Source organism: Pseudotabrizicola sp. (assembly GCF_030656345.1).
Lineage (GTDB): Bacteria > Pseudomonadota > Alphaproteobacteria > Rhodobacterales > Rhodobacteraceae > Pseudotabrizicola.
The window spans coordinates 88,549-102,288 of the sequence record NZ_JAUSNR010000015.1 but is presented as its reverse complement, the minus strand read 5'-3'; the positions used below and the strand labels follow the sequence as shown (position 1 = coordinate 102,288).

The following is a 13,740-nucleotide window of genomic DNA, read 5'->3' as shown; positions in this document are numbered from 1 at the left end:
GCAGCCTTTGGGTCAGCCCCGATAACCTTCAGCTGTCCGTATTGGCATCCTGATACACGCCCTGCTGTTTCAGCGCGTCGATCACTTCGGCCGGCATATAGGTTTCGTCATGCTTGGCCAGAATCTCGGTGGCAATGAAGATGCCATCCTGCATCGAGCCGGTGCCGACCATGCCCTGCCCTTCGGAAAACAGATCCGGCAGAATGCCGGTAAAGCGCACCGGAATCGTTTCATTGGTATCGGTCACGCGAAAGCTGATCGTCTCGGACTGGCCGCGCTGAATGCTGCCCTCTTCCACCAGCCCCCCGATGCGGAACACTTCACCCGCGCGCGGCGGATCGGTCATCACCTGCGTCGGGCTGCGGAAAAAGTTGATCCCGTCCTTCATGGCATAGCCGATCAGGCCGGTCGAAACGGTCAGCGCGACAAAGGCCAGCAGAATGATCTGCACCCGCCGTTGCTTTTTCAGCCCCTTCATTCCCGCCATGGCCTGCCCTCCGTCACTTTTCACCTCGGATGTGGGGCGATTCCCCACCCTTGTCGAGGTGTTCTAACGCCGCAACCCGCAGATGTGATTGATCGAGGACAAATGCGCCCATGCCACCGGGTCAGGCGGCCTCAAACGTGATCCGGCGGCGCAGGAACTGGGTGGATTTCGACGACACCGCTTTGGGGTCGCCCGTGGTCAGGAATTTCGAATCTGTCCCCGCGCCCAGCATCTCTGGCCGCCGGACCAGATAATCGGCCAGCGACTCCGCCACCAGATTGGCCTGCGAAAACACCTTCACATCCGGGCCGAGCGCATCCTGAAACGTCGTCTCCATCAGCGGGTAATGCGTGCAGCCCAGCACCGCCGCCTGCGGATGCGGCATCCGTCGCATCAGCGCCTCGACATGGCTGCGCACCAGCGCTTCGGCCAGAATCTCATCGCCCTGCTCGATCGCATCGACCACACCGCCACAGGGCTGCGCCTCGACATCCACACCGATGGCGCGGAACGCGAGTTCACGCTGAAACGCGCGGCTGGCCACGGTGGCGGGGGTGGCAAACAGCGCGACATGCCGCACCGCCACTTCGCGCGGCGGCGAATTGTCGCCCCATTGCCGTTCGGTCAGCGCCTCGATCATCGGCACGAACACCCCCAGCACCCGCTTGTCAGCGGGCACCCAGGTTTCCTGCATCCGCTTCAGCGCGGCAGCAGAGGCGGTGTTGCAGGCAAGGATCACCAGATCGCATCCTTCGGCCCACAGCCGTTCCACCGCCGCACAGGTCAGGTTGAAAATGTCATCATGCGTGCGCACGCCATACGGCGCATGGGCATTGTCGCCCAGATAGACCAGCGGCAGATCCGGCAGCCGCCGTGTGACCGCGTCCAGCACCGTCAGCCCGCCAATGCCGCTGTCAAAAATCCCGACTGCCATGCCTGCCCCCAGATGTGCGCCCGTTGCAGGCGCAAAGGCCCGGTCAGCGCGTTTTGTATTTTGCCTCGAACTCGTGGCCCGCAGCATACGACCGCAGCGGGCGCGGTGAAAGATCGTATGTGGCACGGCGCAAAAATTCCATCATCCGGGTCGGATCGCCCTTCAGCGGGGCCAGAGCATCAGCGCTGACCGGCTGCCCGATCACCACCCGCACCGGCTCATCCATCCGCGCCCGGAACTCCTTGATCAGCAATCCCAGCCGCAGCGTGGAATGCACATGGCTGGCAATCTGGAACAGGCGCGAATTGTGGCCGTCGAAATACACCGGCACCACGGTGGCATCCGACCGCGCAATCATCTTGGCGGTGAAATTGCGCCAGCCCGGGTCCATCGGGGCAGAGGTGAACGGTTTCGCACTGGTGGACACCGTGCCGCCCGGAAACACCCCGATGGCCCCGCCCTGCCCCAGATAGCGCAGCGCCTCGGCCCGGGTTTGCAGGTTCAGCTTCACCGCATCCTTGGTCTCATCGAACGAGATCGGCAGCACCACCCGGTTCAAAGCCTCGGCCCGGCAGAACACGGCATTGGCCATGATGCGGAAATCACCGCGCACCCGGTCCAGCAGATGGCCCATCATCAGCCCGTCCAGAATGCCGTAAGGGTGGTTCGCGATCAGCACCAGCGGCCCCGTCGCCGGGATATGCGTCACCGCACCGCCCACCACATCCAGGCTCAACCCATAGCGTTCGGGCACCACATCCCAGAAGCTGCGGCCCCGCGCCACCTCATGCTCATACCCTGCCGCGCGGCGGATCAGCGACAGCCGGCCGGTGGCGTTTTCCAGCACCCGGATCAGCGCCGCCCCCGCCCGGCTTGACGCGGAAGAGGCATAGGAAATCTCACGCGCCGCATCTTGCTGCATAAACGCCCCCACAAACGCGTCACAGGTCAACCTGTGCCCGATGCCCCCCTTTCACGGCATAGGGTAACAGGCCGATGACAAAGCACGCGGCTTGTGCATCACGGCGAAAAGGCCACGCCTTTTGCACATTTTTGGCCCGCAAAGGATTTACACCCGATTGATTCTCCCTTCATGAGGCGGGCCGTGATAGCGTTTGGCTTTCGCAAAGGGATAGATGATGGATTGGGATAAACTGCGCATTTTTCATGCGGTCGCAGAAAAGGGCAGCCTGACCCATGCCGGTGATGTGCTGCATCTGTCGCAATCCGCCGTCAGCCGCCAGATCCGCGCGCTGGAGGAAAGCCTGTCCGTCACCCTGTTTCACCGCCACGCCCGCGGGTTGATCCTGACCGAACAGGGCGAATTGCTGTTCGATGCCACCCAGGCCATGGCCAAACGGCTGGAGGCAACCGCCGCCCGCATCCGCGATTCCGAGGATGAGGTGTTTGGCGAATTGCGGGTCACCACCACAACCGGCTTCGGCACGCTCTGGCTCGCCCCGCGTCTGGCGAACCTGTACAAGAAATACCCCAGCCTGAAGATCGACCTGATGCTGGAAGAACGCGTGCTCGACCTGCCGATGCGCGAAGCCGATGTGGCGATCCGCATGAAAGAACCCTCGCAGGCCGATCTGATCCGCAAGCGGTTGATGAACATCAAGATGCGGCTCTATGCGTCACCGGAATATCTGGCCGAACAGGGCACGCCCATGGCGATGACCGATTTCTCGCAGCACCGGCTGATTGCGCAGCACGCGGGCGTGCCGCAGGTTGCGGCAGGTGCGTCATTGGTGCAGGAGCTGATGGCGCATGACATCCCGTCCACCCTGACCGTCAACAACTACTTCGGCGTGCTGCAAGGTGTGCTGAACCATCTGGGCATCGGCGTGCTGCCCGATTACATCACCGAAGATTTCCCGCATCTGGTGCGCGTGCTGCCCGAAACCGAAAGCGCCGAGGTGCCGGTCTTCCTCGCCTACCCCGAAGAGCTGCGCCATTCCAAGCGCGTGGCCGCGTTCCGCGAATTCGTGACCGAAGAAATCTTCGCCTATCGCAAACGCCAGCAGGTGGAGTGATCAGGGTGTGCGCCTATTGCGCGCCTAGCCATGCACGCAGCGCATAGCGGACATGCTGCATCAGCAGCCTGTTTGGACTTGCCCCGAATCCTAAGCATGCCTAAATCCACCCATGAAGCGGGCAGTTGAGCGGTTGCTCTTGTGCGCTTCATACCTCCCTGTTGGACTTAGGCCGAGCTTTTGCTCGGCCTTTTTTTTGCTTTTCTGAGCATTGCCGCCAAATTCAGCGCGTTGCCGCGGTATCCGCCCGCATAACGGGCGCTGTCGAGTCCACACGCCAAGCGGCAGCCAGCTGTATGTGCGCGAAAAGCCACTTGGTTCCATCCCGCGAATGCCACCGGCGAAAATCCGCAACCCGTTTTGCGCGTTCCGGCGGCTTTTCACCGAGTGCGCGATTGCGCCTGTTTTTTGTCATCGCCATGCAACCAGAGCCGCCGCAGCGGGTTGTCTGTCCATGACTGTTTGTCAATCAACATCAAAAGGATGAATACGATGACCAAACTGCAAAAACTTCTCGTCAGCACTGCCCTGAGTGCGTTCGTTGCTTTCCCGGCTCTGGCTCAGGTGACCAGCGACACGACTGACATCAAACCCGTTGTCGGCATTTCGGCCGTCGCTGACGGCACCAGCAATCTGGGCACCGGCGCAGGCGAAACCGTCACTTCGGTTTCCGAAGCCTTTATCGGCAACACTGTGATGTCGTCTGATGAACAGATGCTTGGCACCGTGACCAGTGCGGCCGCGAATGAGGATGGCACCATCGCCATTCTGGTCGATCTTGATCAGGAAGTCGGTGCCGAAGCCGACAACGCCCAGATCCTGCTGGCTCCCGGTCAGGTCTCTGACGGTACGGTCGTGGTGCCATGGACCAAAGCAGAAGTGCTGAGCGCGCTGGTCGACCCGGCTGAGAACCGCAATGACGAAGACGGTGCCGATGCCGACGACAGCGCTGACAGCGATAGCGACAGCGACAGCACCACCAACTGATCTCCGCTTTTGATCGCAAAGTCCGAGGCCCCGGCGCATCTGTGCCGGGGCCTTTGCTGCCTTTGCCCCTTCCCCTTGCGCCTCCTTTCGCCTAAAGCGCGAGGGACTGTCCGCACCGGGGAAACCAGCCATGACCGAACCCGCAATCACGCCCGAGTTGATCGCAAAGCACGGGATCAAACCCGATGAATATGCGCGGATCCTTGAGATCATCGGGCGCGAGCCGAACTTTACCGAACTTGGCATCTTCTCGGCGATGTGGAACGAGCACTGCTCCTACAAGTCGTCCAAGAAGTGGCTGCGCACCCTGCCCACCACCGGCCCGCAAGTCATCTGCGGCCCCGGCGAAAACGCGGGCGTGGTCGATATCGGCGATGGTCAGGCGGTCATCTTCAAGATGGAGTCGCACAATCACCCGTCTTATATCGAACCGCATCAGGGTGCGGCCACCGGCGTCGGCGGCATCCTGCGCGATGTGTTCACCATGGGCGCGCGCCCGATTGCCGCGATGAACGCGCTGTCCTTTGGTCTGCCAAGCCACCCCAAAACCGCGCATCTGGTCAAGGGCGTGGTGGAAGGCGTGGGCAGCTATGGCAACGCCTTTGGCGTGCCGACCGTGGGCGGCGAAGTGCGCTTCCACAAATCCTACAACGGCAACTGTCTGGTCAACGCCTTTGCGGCGGGTCTGGCCGATGCCGACAAGATTTTCTATTCGGTCGCAAGTGGCGTCGGGATGCCGGTGGTCTACCTTGGTGCCAAAACCGGACGCGACGGCGTCGGCGGTGCCACCATGGCAAGCGCGGAATTCGACGACACGATTGAGGAAAAACGCCCCACCGTTCAGGTCGGCGACCCCTTCACCGAAAAGCGCCTGCTGGAAGCCTGTCTGGAGCTGATGCAATCGGGTGCCGTGATTTCCATTCAGGACATGGGGGCGGCTGGCCTCACCTGCTCTGCCGTCGAAATGGGCGACAAGGGCGGTCTGGGCATCAAGCTGCAACTGGCCGATGTGCCGCAGCGCGAAACCCATATGACCGCCTATGAGATGATGCTGTCGGAATCGCAGGAACGGATGCTGATGGTTCTGAAACCGGAACTGGAGGATGTGGCCCGCGCGATCTTCGTCAAATGGGACCTCGATTTCGCCATCGTGGGCGAAACCATCCCCGAAGACCGCTTCCTGATCCTGCACGGCAATGACGTAAAGGCCGATCTGCCGCTGTCGAAACTGTCGTCCACCGCCCCCGAATACGACCGGCCATGGGTGGAAACCCCCGCCGCCGCGGCCTTGGGCGACATTCCCGCGATTGCCCCGCTCGACGCCCTGCGCGCGCTGATCGCCAGCCCCAGCTATGCCCACAAGGCATGGGTGTGGGAGCAATACGATTCACAGGTCGGTGCTGACACCATCATCACCCCCGGCCTGCCCGCCGGTGTGGTGCGGGTGCATGGCACCCAAAAGGCGCTCGCCTTCACCTCTGACGTGACGCCGCGCTATGTAAAGGCCAACCCGTTTGAGGGCGGCAAGCAGGCGGTGGCTGAAGCCTACCGCAATTTGACCGCGATGGGGGCAACCCCGCTGGCCACCACCGACAACCTGAACTTCGGCAACCCGGAAAAGCCGGAAATCATGGGCCAGCTGGTCGGCGCGATCAAAGGTATCGGGGCTGCTGTCGCGGCGCTGGATATGCCGATCGTGTCCGGCAACGTCTCGCTTTACAACGAAACCGATGGCTCCGGCATCCTGCCCACCCCCACCATTGGGGCTGTCGGCATTCTGCCGACGCTGGATCTTCTGATCCATGGCAAACCACAGACTGGCGATCTGGCGGTGCTGATCGGGGCCACCGGCAGCCATCTGGGCCAGTCGGCCCTGCTGGCCGAAGCCTTCGGGATGGAAACCGGCGATGCCCCCCCGGTGGATCTGGGGATGGAAAAGCGCCACGGCGATTTTATCCGCGCGCAGGCACGCAGCTTTCGCTGCTGTTCCGACCTGTCCGATGGCGGTCTGGCGCTGACCGCGTTTGAAATGGCCGAAGCCGCAGGTCTGGGCCTGGCACTGGAAACCGGCGATATCGCAGCGCTTTTTGGCGAAGATCAGGCCCGCTATCTGGTCGCAATCGATCCCAGAACGCTGCACGGCCTCAAATCTGCTGGCCATTCTGCGGGCGTACCGGTCACCGTGGTCGGGCGGTTTGGTGGCGATGTGGTGACGCTGGGCGATCAGTCTGCCCCGCTCAGCACCCTCAGCCAGACCTATCGAACGGCGTTTGAAGCGGCACTTGGGCTTTTGACTGCCTGAACCTGCCTTGCAGACCACGCAACCGCACCCTAGATTTGGGGGAAGCAAGAACAGGAGCTGCCCATGCCCATTGACGCCCGCGAGATTGAGACGCTGATCCGTGCCAGCTTTCCGCAGGCACGCATTACGGTTCAGGGCGATGATGGCCAGCATTTCTCGGCCGAAGTGGTCGACGAATCCTTCCGGGGCCTGAACCGCGTGCAGCAACAGCGCGCGGTCTATGCCGCCCTGAAAGGCAAGATGGACGGATCGAGCGGTGAATTGCACGCATTGGCGCTGACCACCCGCGCCCCGGAATAATCAAAGGAACACGCTGATGAGCGCACAAGACCAGATCAAGGACACCGTTGAGTCGAACGACGTGGTGCTGTTCATGAAGGGCACCAAGATGATGCCGCAATGCGGGTTTTCCAGCCGCGTGGCGGGCGTGCTGAATTACATGGGCGTCGAGTTTGCCGATGTGAACGTGCTGGCTGACGCAGAAATCCGGCAGGGCATCAAGGATTTCTCCGACTGGCCCACCATTCCGCAGCTTTACGTCAAAGGCGAATTTGTCGGCGGCTGCGATATCATCACCGAAATGACCCTGTCGGGCGAGCTTGATGCGCTGTTTGAGGCAAAGGGCGTCACCTATGACAAAGACGCCGCCGAAAAGATCCGCGAAGCCAACGCCTCCTGAGGCTTTACTTCAAGACAGGCGCGCAACCATATGAAAAGGCCCGCAGATCTGCGGGCCTTTTTACATTTGCTCTTTGCAGGCCAGCAGCGGCACCTCGGTGTCGCCCTCGCGCCAGTAGATCGTCGCCTCATCGCCCTTGGACCACAGCACATAGCTTGCCCCGTCCGATGGCCAGGCATAGCGCGCCCCCGATGCCGCGACCTCCTGATAAAGCAGGATCTGGCTGCCCTCGATCTGCAGCACCACCAGCGCATCTTCCGGCCCGGTCACAAAGGTCGCTGGCACCTCGACCCCGCGGTCACAGGCATAGCGCAGGTTCTGCACCATCATCGGCTCAGCCCCGGCCTGCGTGGCCAGTGCCATCGCACACAGTGCAATGGCCGCCTTCACCCCTGCGCCCGTTCTTCGATGCGGTCGGCCAGCGCCTCGGCCCGCGCGGCGATTTCGGCCATGGTCTCGAACACCTGCGGCGGGATGACCGGCACCTCGACCTTTTCCACCTGCGCTGCGGGGCGCGCTTGCAGCACGGTCAGCCGCTCTTTCAGCTGGCGGTTCTCATCCTCCAGCGCCGCGGTCTTGTCGGCCAGCATCAGACCCGACATCAGCAGCATCCGCGATTCCGGCAGACGCCCCATCTGTTGCACCAGCGGGTCGGCTTCGGCATTCAGCATCGCAGCGGCGGCCTGCAGGAAATGTTCCTCGCCGGCCTGACAGGCGACCTGAAACTCGCGCCCGCCGATAGAGACTGTTACATCAGGCATCCTGTGCCACCCCCTCTTGTCGTGCAGCCAGCGGGTCAAGGGCTGCAATCAGCTCATCCAGCTCGGCCGCTTCGGCCGCGCGCAGGGCGCGCAGCGCCTCCAGCTCGGTCAGCATCGCCTTGTTGATCAGATGCGGTTCTACCCGGCCTTCGGCCTGCGCCTCTGTCATCAGGCGCAGCTGTTCGCGCAAGCCCACCACGGTTTTTTTCAAGCGCTGCATTTCCAGCCCCTGCACATCCAGCAACCGGCTCAGCCGTTCGATCTCGGCCTCCAGCTCGGGCTGTTTGTCCGCCGCCGGGTCACGGCGCAGGGCGCGCAGGCGTTCGTTCAGCTGCGCGCTCACTGTCCGCTCTTCGTCCAGCGCTTCGTTCAGGCGCGCGATCTCGGCCTCGGCCACGCCATCGGCCAGCGTGGCCACGGGCGCTGCGCCATCAGGCTCCGGCTCTTTTGCGGACAGGGCTTCCACCCCGTCGCCGATCCGCATCAGCGCCGCTGCAATCCGACGCTCCAACTCGGCAATGTTATCCATGCCCCCTCTTTCCCGGCTGTCCCGGTGTTTACGCTGCCCAAAGCCACGGTGCGAATCGCAGCCTTGCAGGTCAACCCCGATCTTAGCGTAAACAAAGCGTAAGGACCGCCCCATATCGTCAACAGGCGGCCCGGCGTGCTTGATCTTGCCGTCCGGGGTGGTAAGGAACCTGCAGACGCATAGATCCGAGAATGAGGAGCCCGGCCTTGGACATCCAGACCCTGCGCGACCGCCACCCCGATCACTGGATGCGCGCCACCGCCATCCGCGCCCTGACGCTGGATGCCGTGGCCGCCGCCAATTCCGGCCATTCGGGCATGCCGATGGGCATGGCCGATGTGGCGACCGTGCTGTTTGCCAACCACCTGAAGTTTGATGCAAGCGCGCCGCGCTGGCCCGACCGGGACAGGTTCATCCTGTCGGCGGGCCATGGCTCGATGCTGCTCTACAGTCTGATGTACCTGACCGGCTATCCGGACATGACGCTGGATCAGGTGAAGAACTTCCGCCAATGGGGGGCGATCACCGCAGGCCACCCGGAATACGGCCATGTGCAGGGGGTGGAAACCACCACCGGCCCGCTGGGTCAGGGCATTTCCAACGCGGTGGGCTTTGCCATGGCCGAAGAATCCCTGCGCGCCCGTTGGGGGGCCAAGGTTCAGGACCATTACACCTATGTCATCGCCGGCGACGGCTGCCTGATGGAGGGCGTCAGCCAGGAGGCCATCGGCCTTGCGGGCAGGCTGCAACTGTCGCGGCTGATCGTGCTGTGGGATGACAATGGCATTACCATCGACGGCAAAGTGTCACTGTCGGATGTGACCGACCAGAAAGCCCGCTTCGCCGCCTCGGGTTGGGATGTGTTTGCCTGCGACGGCCACGATCCCGAAGACATCGACCGCGCCATCGCCGCCGCCAAGGCCAGCCCGCGCCCGGCGATGATCGCCTGCAAAACCCACATCGCCATCGGCCATGCCGCGCAAGACACCTCCAAAGGCCATGGCGCGCTGACCGACAAGGCGCAGATGCAGGCCGCCAAAGACGGCTACGGCTGGACCAGTGCCGCGTTCGAGGTGCCATCGGATGTGAAGTCCTGGTGGGAAGAGGTTGGTGCCAAAGGCACATCCGCCCGCACCGACTGGGAGGCGCGGATGAGCGCCCTGTCACCCGCCAAACAGGCCGAATTCACCCGCATCTTCGCCGGTGACGCGCCGAACAAGCTGTCATCCACCATCCGCGCCGTGAAAAAGCAGGCGGTGGAAGACCTGCCGAAACTCGCCACCCGCGCCGCATCGGAAAAGGTGCTGGCCGCAGTGAACCCGGTGATGACCGAGACCATCGGCGGATCGGCTGACCTTACCGGGTCGAACAACACCAAGACCGCCGATATGGGCGTGTTCACACCCGAAGACCGCAAGGGCCGCTATGTCTATTACGGCATCCGCGAACATGGCATGGCCGCCGCGATGAACGGTCTGGCCCTGCATGGCGGCGTGCGCGCCTATGGCGGCACCTTCATGTGCTTTACCGACTATGCCCGCCCGTCGATGCGCCTGTCGGCGCTGATGGGGGTTCCGGTGGTCTATGTCATGACCCACGACTCCATCGGTCTGGGCGAAGACGGCCCGACCCACCAGTCGGTGGAACACGCGGCCAGCCTGCGCCTCATTCCCAACCTGGACGTCTGGCGCCCCGCCGACACCGCCGAGACCGCCGTGGCCTGGGCCGTGGCGCTGGAAAACGCCAGCCGCCCCACCGCTCTGCTGCTCAGCCGCCAGAACCTGCCCTACGCGCCCAAGAGCGATCTGGGCGACATCAGCAAGGGCGCCTATGTGCTGGCCGAGCCGAGCGAAGTGGGCCTGAAGAAGAAGGCGCAGGCGGTGATCATCGCCACCGGTTCCGAAGTGCAACTGGCGCTGAAAGCCCAGGAGCTGCTGGCCAAGGAACACAAGATCGCCGTGCGCGTGGTCTCCATGCCCAGCACCACCACCTTTGACCGTCAGAGCGCCGCTTTCAAAGCCTCGGTGTTGCCGGCCGGCGTGCCGCGTGTGGCGGTGGAAATGGGCTCCACCGACGGCTGGTGGAAGTACGGCGTGGCCGCCGTCGTGGGTCTGGACACCTACGGCGAGTCGGCACCGGCCCCGGTGCTGTTCGAGCACTTCGGCTTCACGCCCGCCAATGTGGCCGACACGGTGCGCGCCGTGCTGGCGAAATGAGTTTGTTCATCTTTGTTTGAAACCCTTCAGGAGACTCGAGACATGACCATCAAGATCGGCATCAACGGCTTTGGCCGCATCGGGCGCAACGTGTTGCGCAGCGCGCTGCAGAACTTCGCCGACATCGAAGTCGTCGCCATCAACGACCTGCTGGAGCCCGAGTACCTGGCCTACATGCTGCAGTACGACAGCGTGCATGGCCGCTTCAAGGGCGACGTCAGCGTCGAAGGCAGCACGCTGGTGGTCAACGGCAAGAAGATCCGCCTCACGCAAGAGCGCGACCCGGCCAACCTGAAGTGGAACGAAGTCGGCGCCGACATCGTGATCGAATCCACCGGCCTGTTCCTCGACAAGGTCACGGCCCAGAAGCACCTGGACGCCGGCGCCAAGAAGGTCATCCTGTCCGCGCCTTCCAAGGACGACACCCCCATGTTCGTCTATGGCGTCAACGACAAGACCTACAAGGGCGAGGCCATCATCTCCAACGCCTCGTGCACCACCAACTGCCTGGCGCCCATTGCCAAGGTGCTCAACGACAAGTGGGGCATCAAGCGCGGTCTCATGACCACCGTGCACGCCGCCACCGCCACGCAGAAAACCGTGGACGGCCCGAGCAACAAGGACTGGCGCGGCGGCCGCGGCATCCTGGAAAACATCATCCCCAGCAGCACCGGCGCGGCCAAGGCCGTTGGGGTGGTGATTCCCGAGCTGAACAAGAAGCTCACCGGCATGAGCTTCCGCGTGCCGACCTCCGACGTGTCGGTGGTCGACCTCACGGTGGAACTCAACAGCCCCGCCACCTACGCCGAAATCTGCGCCGAGATGAAGTCGCAAAGCGAAGGTGCCTTGAAGGGCGTGCTGGGCTACACCACCGACAAGGTCGTGGCTACCGACTTCCGTGGTGACACCCGCACCTCCATCTTCGACGCCGACGCTGGCATCGCGCTGGACAGCACCTTCGTCAAGGTGGTGAGCTGGTACGACAACGAGTGGGGCTACTCCAACAAGTGCCTGGAAATGGTTCGCGTGGTGGCCAAGTAAGCACCCGCCTGCACCCAACAAAAAAGCGCCTTCGGGCGCTTTTTTGTTGGGTGCGTCAGTTTGTTGCAGAGGCGCGCCAGGCTTCGTCTTCTTCCATCAACCGGCGTGCCCGGCGCGACTCTTCGTCGTCGAGAAACGTCACGCTGCGCAGGCGCGAGCTCACCAGGGGCAGGGAGACCACGCCCGAGCGGATCCCGGCGCGAATCCAGCGCCGGTCGCGAGGCTCGCCGCGCGCGTACTTGGAGATGGCCGCGTCGTTCGGGTCGAGAAACCAGGCGGTCAACCCCTCCCGCGACGTCGGGATGAGGCGCGTCTGCCAACCTTCCGGCAGGGTGGGCAAGGCGGGCGTGACCGCGTCGAGGAAGTAGCCGTGGCTTTGGTGCCAGGCGGAATTTTCCCCGAGTGCTGCCATCAGGTCAAAGGTTCGGTCGGGGTCGTCGCGGGTGTAGCAGTCGATGTCGTTGGACAGTGTCATGTCATCCGGGATGTCGAACGCGTCTTCCAGCCCGAGAATGGACAGGCTGCCGATCACCACGTAGTCGCTGTGGCCCGAGAGTTTGCGGGCCTGGGCCAGCAAGGCAAAGAGCGCATCCAGGTTCATGCGTATGGCCCCACCCAGGGCGAGTTCTGGCGCAAGGCCGTACCCCAGCCGTCGGCGTCCGACACCATCTCGCGCGCCAGCTGCTGCAGGGGCAAGGCCAGCAGCGCCGCCCAGCGATCCACGTAGTCACGGCTGCTGAGCCGTTCACTGCGCCAGCGCTCGACCGTGTCGCGCGCCTGCTGGATCAGGCCCTCGCGCTCGGTAGGCGAGAGCGTGAGCAGGTCCAGGGCAATGCGGTGGTGGCGCAGGAGCCGGTCTTTCTCGATGCCTGCCTGCTGCAGCCGAGCCAGGCGGCGTTCGGCCAACGGGTCCTGCGCTGCCCGCCCAGCGCCATGGAACTCGGGCGACATCACGAGCGCCTGCACCTTGCCATGCCGCTCGATGGCCACCGGCGCGAGTGCCGACGCCTTCATGAGCTGGCCGAAGTTCTGTTTGGCTTGGGTGGAGGAAAACTGCTGCATGGGTTGAGACCGGCTTTTCGCCGATTATTGTCCATATTTATCTGAAATGGACAATTTCAATGCTTGACACTAGACCGACCGGTCTATAGATTTGCGGTCATGACCGACACACCCACCCCCGGCACCCGCGAACGCCTGATCGCCGCCATGACCGACGCCTTGCGCCGGCGCGGCCTGCACGGCATCGGCCTGACCGAGCTGCTGGCCCAGGCCGGTGCGCCCAAGGGTGTGCTGTACCACCACTTTCCCGGCGGCAAGACCGAGTTGGCCGTGGCCGCGATCGACGATGTGGTGGCGCGCATGCTGCGCGGACTCGACACCCTGCTCGCGCAGAAGACGGACCCGATCGAGGCCACGCGCCGCTGGATGGCGGGCGCCACCGGCCGGTTGAGCGAGACGGGTTTCGAGTCGGGCTGTCCGCTGGCCACTGTGGCGCTGGAAACCACACCGGAAGATCTCGCCCTGCGCGAAGCCCTGGCCCGCGCGTTCGCCACGCTGCGCGAGCGCATCGCGCTGGCGCTGGAGCAGCACGGCGAGCCGCGCGCGCAAGCACAGGGCATCGCCGCCCTCATCGTTGCGACCTACGAAGGGGGCCTGCTCCAGGCCCGTGTGGCCCAGAGCACCGAACCCATCACCCAGGCCACCGAGACCCTGCTCTCGTTGCTGGCCAGCAGCACGGCTCGCTGAATGCCTCACCGGAGACTTT

Annotated in this window: 16 protein-coding genes; 8 read left to right on the top strand and 8 right to left on the bottom strand. The window is 63.5% G+C overall.

Annotation, left to right across the window (positions count from 1 at the left end):
* Window positions 1-28: 28 nt before the first annotated feature.
* The 3 genes from ccmE to Q7J44_RS08425 all read right to left on the bottom strand — a co-directional run bounded on the left by ccmE (window position 29) and on the right by Q7J44_RS08425 (window position 2,343).
* Window positions 29-478 (bottom strand): cytochrome c maturation protein CcmE, encoded by a 450-nt coding sequence (ccmE, locus tag Q7J44_RS08435; RefSeq protein ID WP_304879341.1) that lies wholly within the window; start codon window positions 476-478, stop codon window positions 29-31.
* A 130-nt stretch (window positions 479-608) separates the two neighbouring features.
* Complete coding sequence (locus Q7J44_RS08430) at window positions 609-1,421, bottom strand: glutamate racemase (protein ID WP_304878849.1); 813 nt, start codon at window positions 1,419-1,421, stop codon at window positions 609-611.
* A 43-nt stretch (window positions 1,422-1,464) separates the two neighbouring features.
* A complete protein-coding gene (locus tag Q7J44_RS08425; protein ID WP_304878847.1) occupies window positions 1,465-2,343 on the bottom strand; it encodes a lysophospholipid acyltransferase family protein in 879 nt (292 codons plus the stop codon).
* A gap of 217 nt (window positions 2,344-2,560) precedes the next feature.
* Between Q7J44_RS08425 and Q7J44_RS08420 the strand changes: the two genes are divergently transcribed.
* From Q7J44_RS08420 to grxD, 5 genes are all read left to right on the top strand, one after another.
* Complete coding sequence (locus Q7J44_RS08420) at window positions 2,561-3,457, top strand: LysR family transcriptional regulator (protein ID WP_304878845.1); 897 nt, start codon at window positions 2,561-2,563, stop codon at window positions 3,455-3,457.
* Window positions 3,458-3,949: 492 nt separating this feature from the next.
* Window positions 3,950-4,444, top strand: a complete 495-nt coding sequence (locus Q7J44_RS08415) for a hypothetical protein (RefSeq protein WP_304878842.1) — start codon at window positions 3,950-3,952, stop codon at window positions 4,442-4,444.
* 130 nt (window positions 4,445-4,574) lie between these two features.
* Window positions 4,575-6,746, top strand: a complete 2,172-nt coding sequence (purL, locus tag Q7J44_RS08410) for a phosphoribosylformylglycinamidine synthase subunit PurL (RefSeq protein WP_304878839.1) — start codon at window positions 4,575-4,577, stop codon at window positions 6,744-6,746.
* Between the two features lie 63 nt (window positions 6,747-6,809).
* Complete coding sequence (locus Q7J44_RS08405; RefSeq protein WP_304878837.1) at window positions 6,810-7,046, top strand: BolA family protein; 237 nt, start codon at window positions 6,810-6,812, stop codon at window positions 7,044-7,046.
* A gap of 16 nt (window positions 7,047-7,062) precedes the next feature.
* Entirely contained in the window at window positions 7,063-7,425 is a 363-nt protein-coding gene (grxD, locus tag Q7J44_RS08400) for a Grx4 family monothiol glutaredoxin (RefSeq protein ID WP_304878835.1), read from the top strand.
* 60 nt (window positions 7,426-7,485) lie between these two features.
* On the opposite strand, the gene Q7J44_RS08395 is transcribed toward grxD, so the two are convergent.
* From Q7J44_RS08395 to Q7J44_RS08385, 3 genes are read right to left on the bottom strand one after another with little or no spacing between them, the layout of a single operon-like run.
* Window positions 7,486-7,815 (bottom strand): MliC family protein, encoded by a 330-nt coding sequence (locus Q7J44_RS08395; RefSeq protein ID WP_304878833.1) that lies wholly within the window; start codon window positions 7,813-7,815, stop codon window positions 7,486-7,488.
* Complete coding sequence (locus Q7J44_RS08390) at window positions 7,812-8,186, bottom strand: cell division protein ZapA (RefSeq protein ID WP_304878831.1); 375 nt, start codon at window positions 8,184-8,186, stop codon at window positions 7,812-7,814. Before Q7J44_RS08390 ends, Q7J44_RS08395 begins: the two co-directional genes overlap by 4 nt.
* Entirely contained in the window at window positions 8,179-8,715 is a 537-nt protein-coding gene (locus tag Q7J44_RS08385) for a hypothetical protein (protein ID WP_304878830.1), read from the bottom strand. The genes Q7J44_RS08390 and Q7J44_RS08385 overlap by 8 nt, the downstream gene beginning before the upstream one ends.
* A gap of 206 nt (window positions 8,716-8,921) precedes the next feature.
* Between Q7J44_RS08385 and tkt the strand changes: the two genes are divergently transcribed.
* Both tkt and gap read left to right on the top strand, forming a co-directional pair.
* Window positions 8,922-10,931: a transketolase gene (gene tkt, locus Q7J44_RS08380; protein ID WP_304878828.1), complete on the top strand. Its 2,010-nt coding sequence runs from the start codon at window positions 8,922-8,924 to the stop codon at window positions 10,929-10,931.
* Window positions 10,932-10,973: 42 nt separating this feature from the next.
* A complete protein-coding gene (gene gap, locus Q7J44_RS08375; RefSeq protein ID WP_304780359.1) occupies window positions 10,974-11,972 on the top strand; it encodes a type I glyceraldehyde-3-phosphate dehydrogenase in 999 nt (332 codons plus the stop codon).
* A 55-nt stretch (window positions 11,973-12,027) separates the two neighbouring features.
* Here gap and Q7J44_RS08370 read toward each other — a convergent pair whose 3' ends face one another.
* Both Q7J44_RS08370 and Q7J44_RS08365 read right to left on the bottom strand, forming a co-directional pair.
* Entirely contained in the window at window positions 12,028-12,573 is a 546-nt protein-coding gene (locus tag Q7J44_RS08370) for a DUF6036 family nucleotidyltransferase (protein WP_304878826.1), read from the bottom strand.
* A complete protein-coding gene (locus Q7J44_RS08365; protein WP_304780364.1) occupies window positions 12,570-13,034 on the bottom strand; it encodes a type II toxin-antitoxin system Phd/YefM family antitoxin in 465 nt (154 codons plus the stop codon). Before Q7J44_RS08365 ends, Q7J44_RS08370 begins: the two co-directional genes overlap by 4 nt.
* Before the next feature lie 99 nt (window positions 13,035-13,133).
* On the opposite strand from Q7J44_RS08365, the gene Q7J44_RS08360 reads away from it, so the two are divergent.
* On the top strand, window positions 13,134-13,721 hold the full coding sequence (locus Q7J44_RS08360; protein WP_304878824.1) for a TetR/AcrR family transcriptional regulator: 588 nt from the start codon (window positions 13,134-13,136) through the stop codon (window positions 13,719-13,721).
* The last annotated feature ends 19 nt before the right edge of the window (window positions 13,722-13,740 follow it).

Excerpts from the sequence above, each read along its gene's own strand:
- Q7J44_RS08420 (WP_304878845.1), top strand. The coding sequence starts at position 2,561 with ATGGATTGGGATAAACTGCGCATTTTTCATGCGGTCGCAGAAAAGGGC.
- Q7J44_RS08405 (WP_304878837.1), top strand. The coding sequence starts at position 6,810 with ATGCCCATTGACGCCCGCGAGATTGAGACGCTGATCCGTGCCAGCTTT.
- Q7J44_RS08365 (WP_304780364.1), bottom strand. The coding sequence starts at position 13,034 with ATGCAGCAGTTTTCCTCCACCCAAGCCAAACAGAACTTCGGCCAGCTC.
- Q7J44_RS08360 (WP_304878824.1), top strand. The coding sequence starts at position 13,134 with ATGACCGACACACCCACCCCCGGCACCCGCGAACGCCTGATCGCCGCC.
- Q7J44_RS08415 (WP_304878842.1), top strand. The coding sequence starts at position 3,950 with ATGACCAAACTGCAAAAACTTCTCGTCAGCACTGCCCTGAGTGCGTTC.
- Q7J44_RS08385 (WP_304878830.1), bottom strand. The coding sequence starts at position 8,715 with ATGGATAACATTGCCGAGTTGGAGCGTCGGATTGCAGCGGCGCTGATG.
- grxD (WP_304878835.1), top strand. The coding sequence starts at position 7,063 with ATGAGCGCACAAGACCAGATCAAGGACACCGTTGAGTCGAACGACGTG.
- gap (WP_304780359.1), top strand. The coding sequence starts at position 10,974 with ATGACCATCAAGATCGGCATCAACGGCTTTGGCCGCATCGGGCGCAAC.
- Q7J44_RS08430 (WP_304878849.1), bottom strand. The coding sequence starts at position 1,421 with ATGGCAGTCGGGATTTTTGACAGCGGCATTGGCGGGCTGACGGTGCTG.
- Q7J44_RS08390 (WP_304878831.1), bottom strand. The coding sequence starts at position 8,186 with ATGCCTGATGTAACAGTCTCTATCGGCGGGCGCGAGTTTCAGGTCGCC.
- ccmE (WP_304879341.1), bottom strand. The coding sequence starts at position 478 with ATGAAGGGGCTGAAAAAGCAACGGCGGGTGCAGATCATTCTGCTGGCC.
- Q7J44_RS08370 (WP_304878826.1), bottom strand. The coding sequence starts at position 12,573 with ATGAACCTGGATGCGCTCTTTGCCTTGCTGGCCCAGGCCCGCAAACTC.
- Q7J44_RS08425 (WP_304878847.1), bottom strand. The coding sequence starts at position 2,343 with ATGCAGCAAGATGCGGCGCGTGAGATTTCCTATGCCTCTTCCGCGTCA.
- purL (WP_304878839.1), top strand. The coding sequence starts at position 4,575 with ATGACCGAACCCGCAATCACGCCCGAGTTGATCGCAAAGCACGGGATC.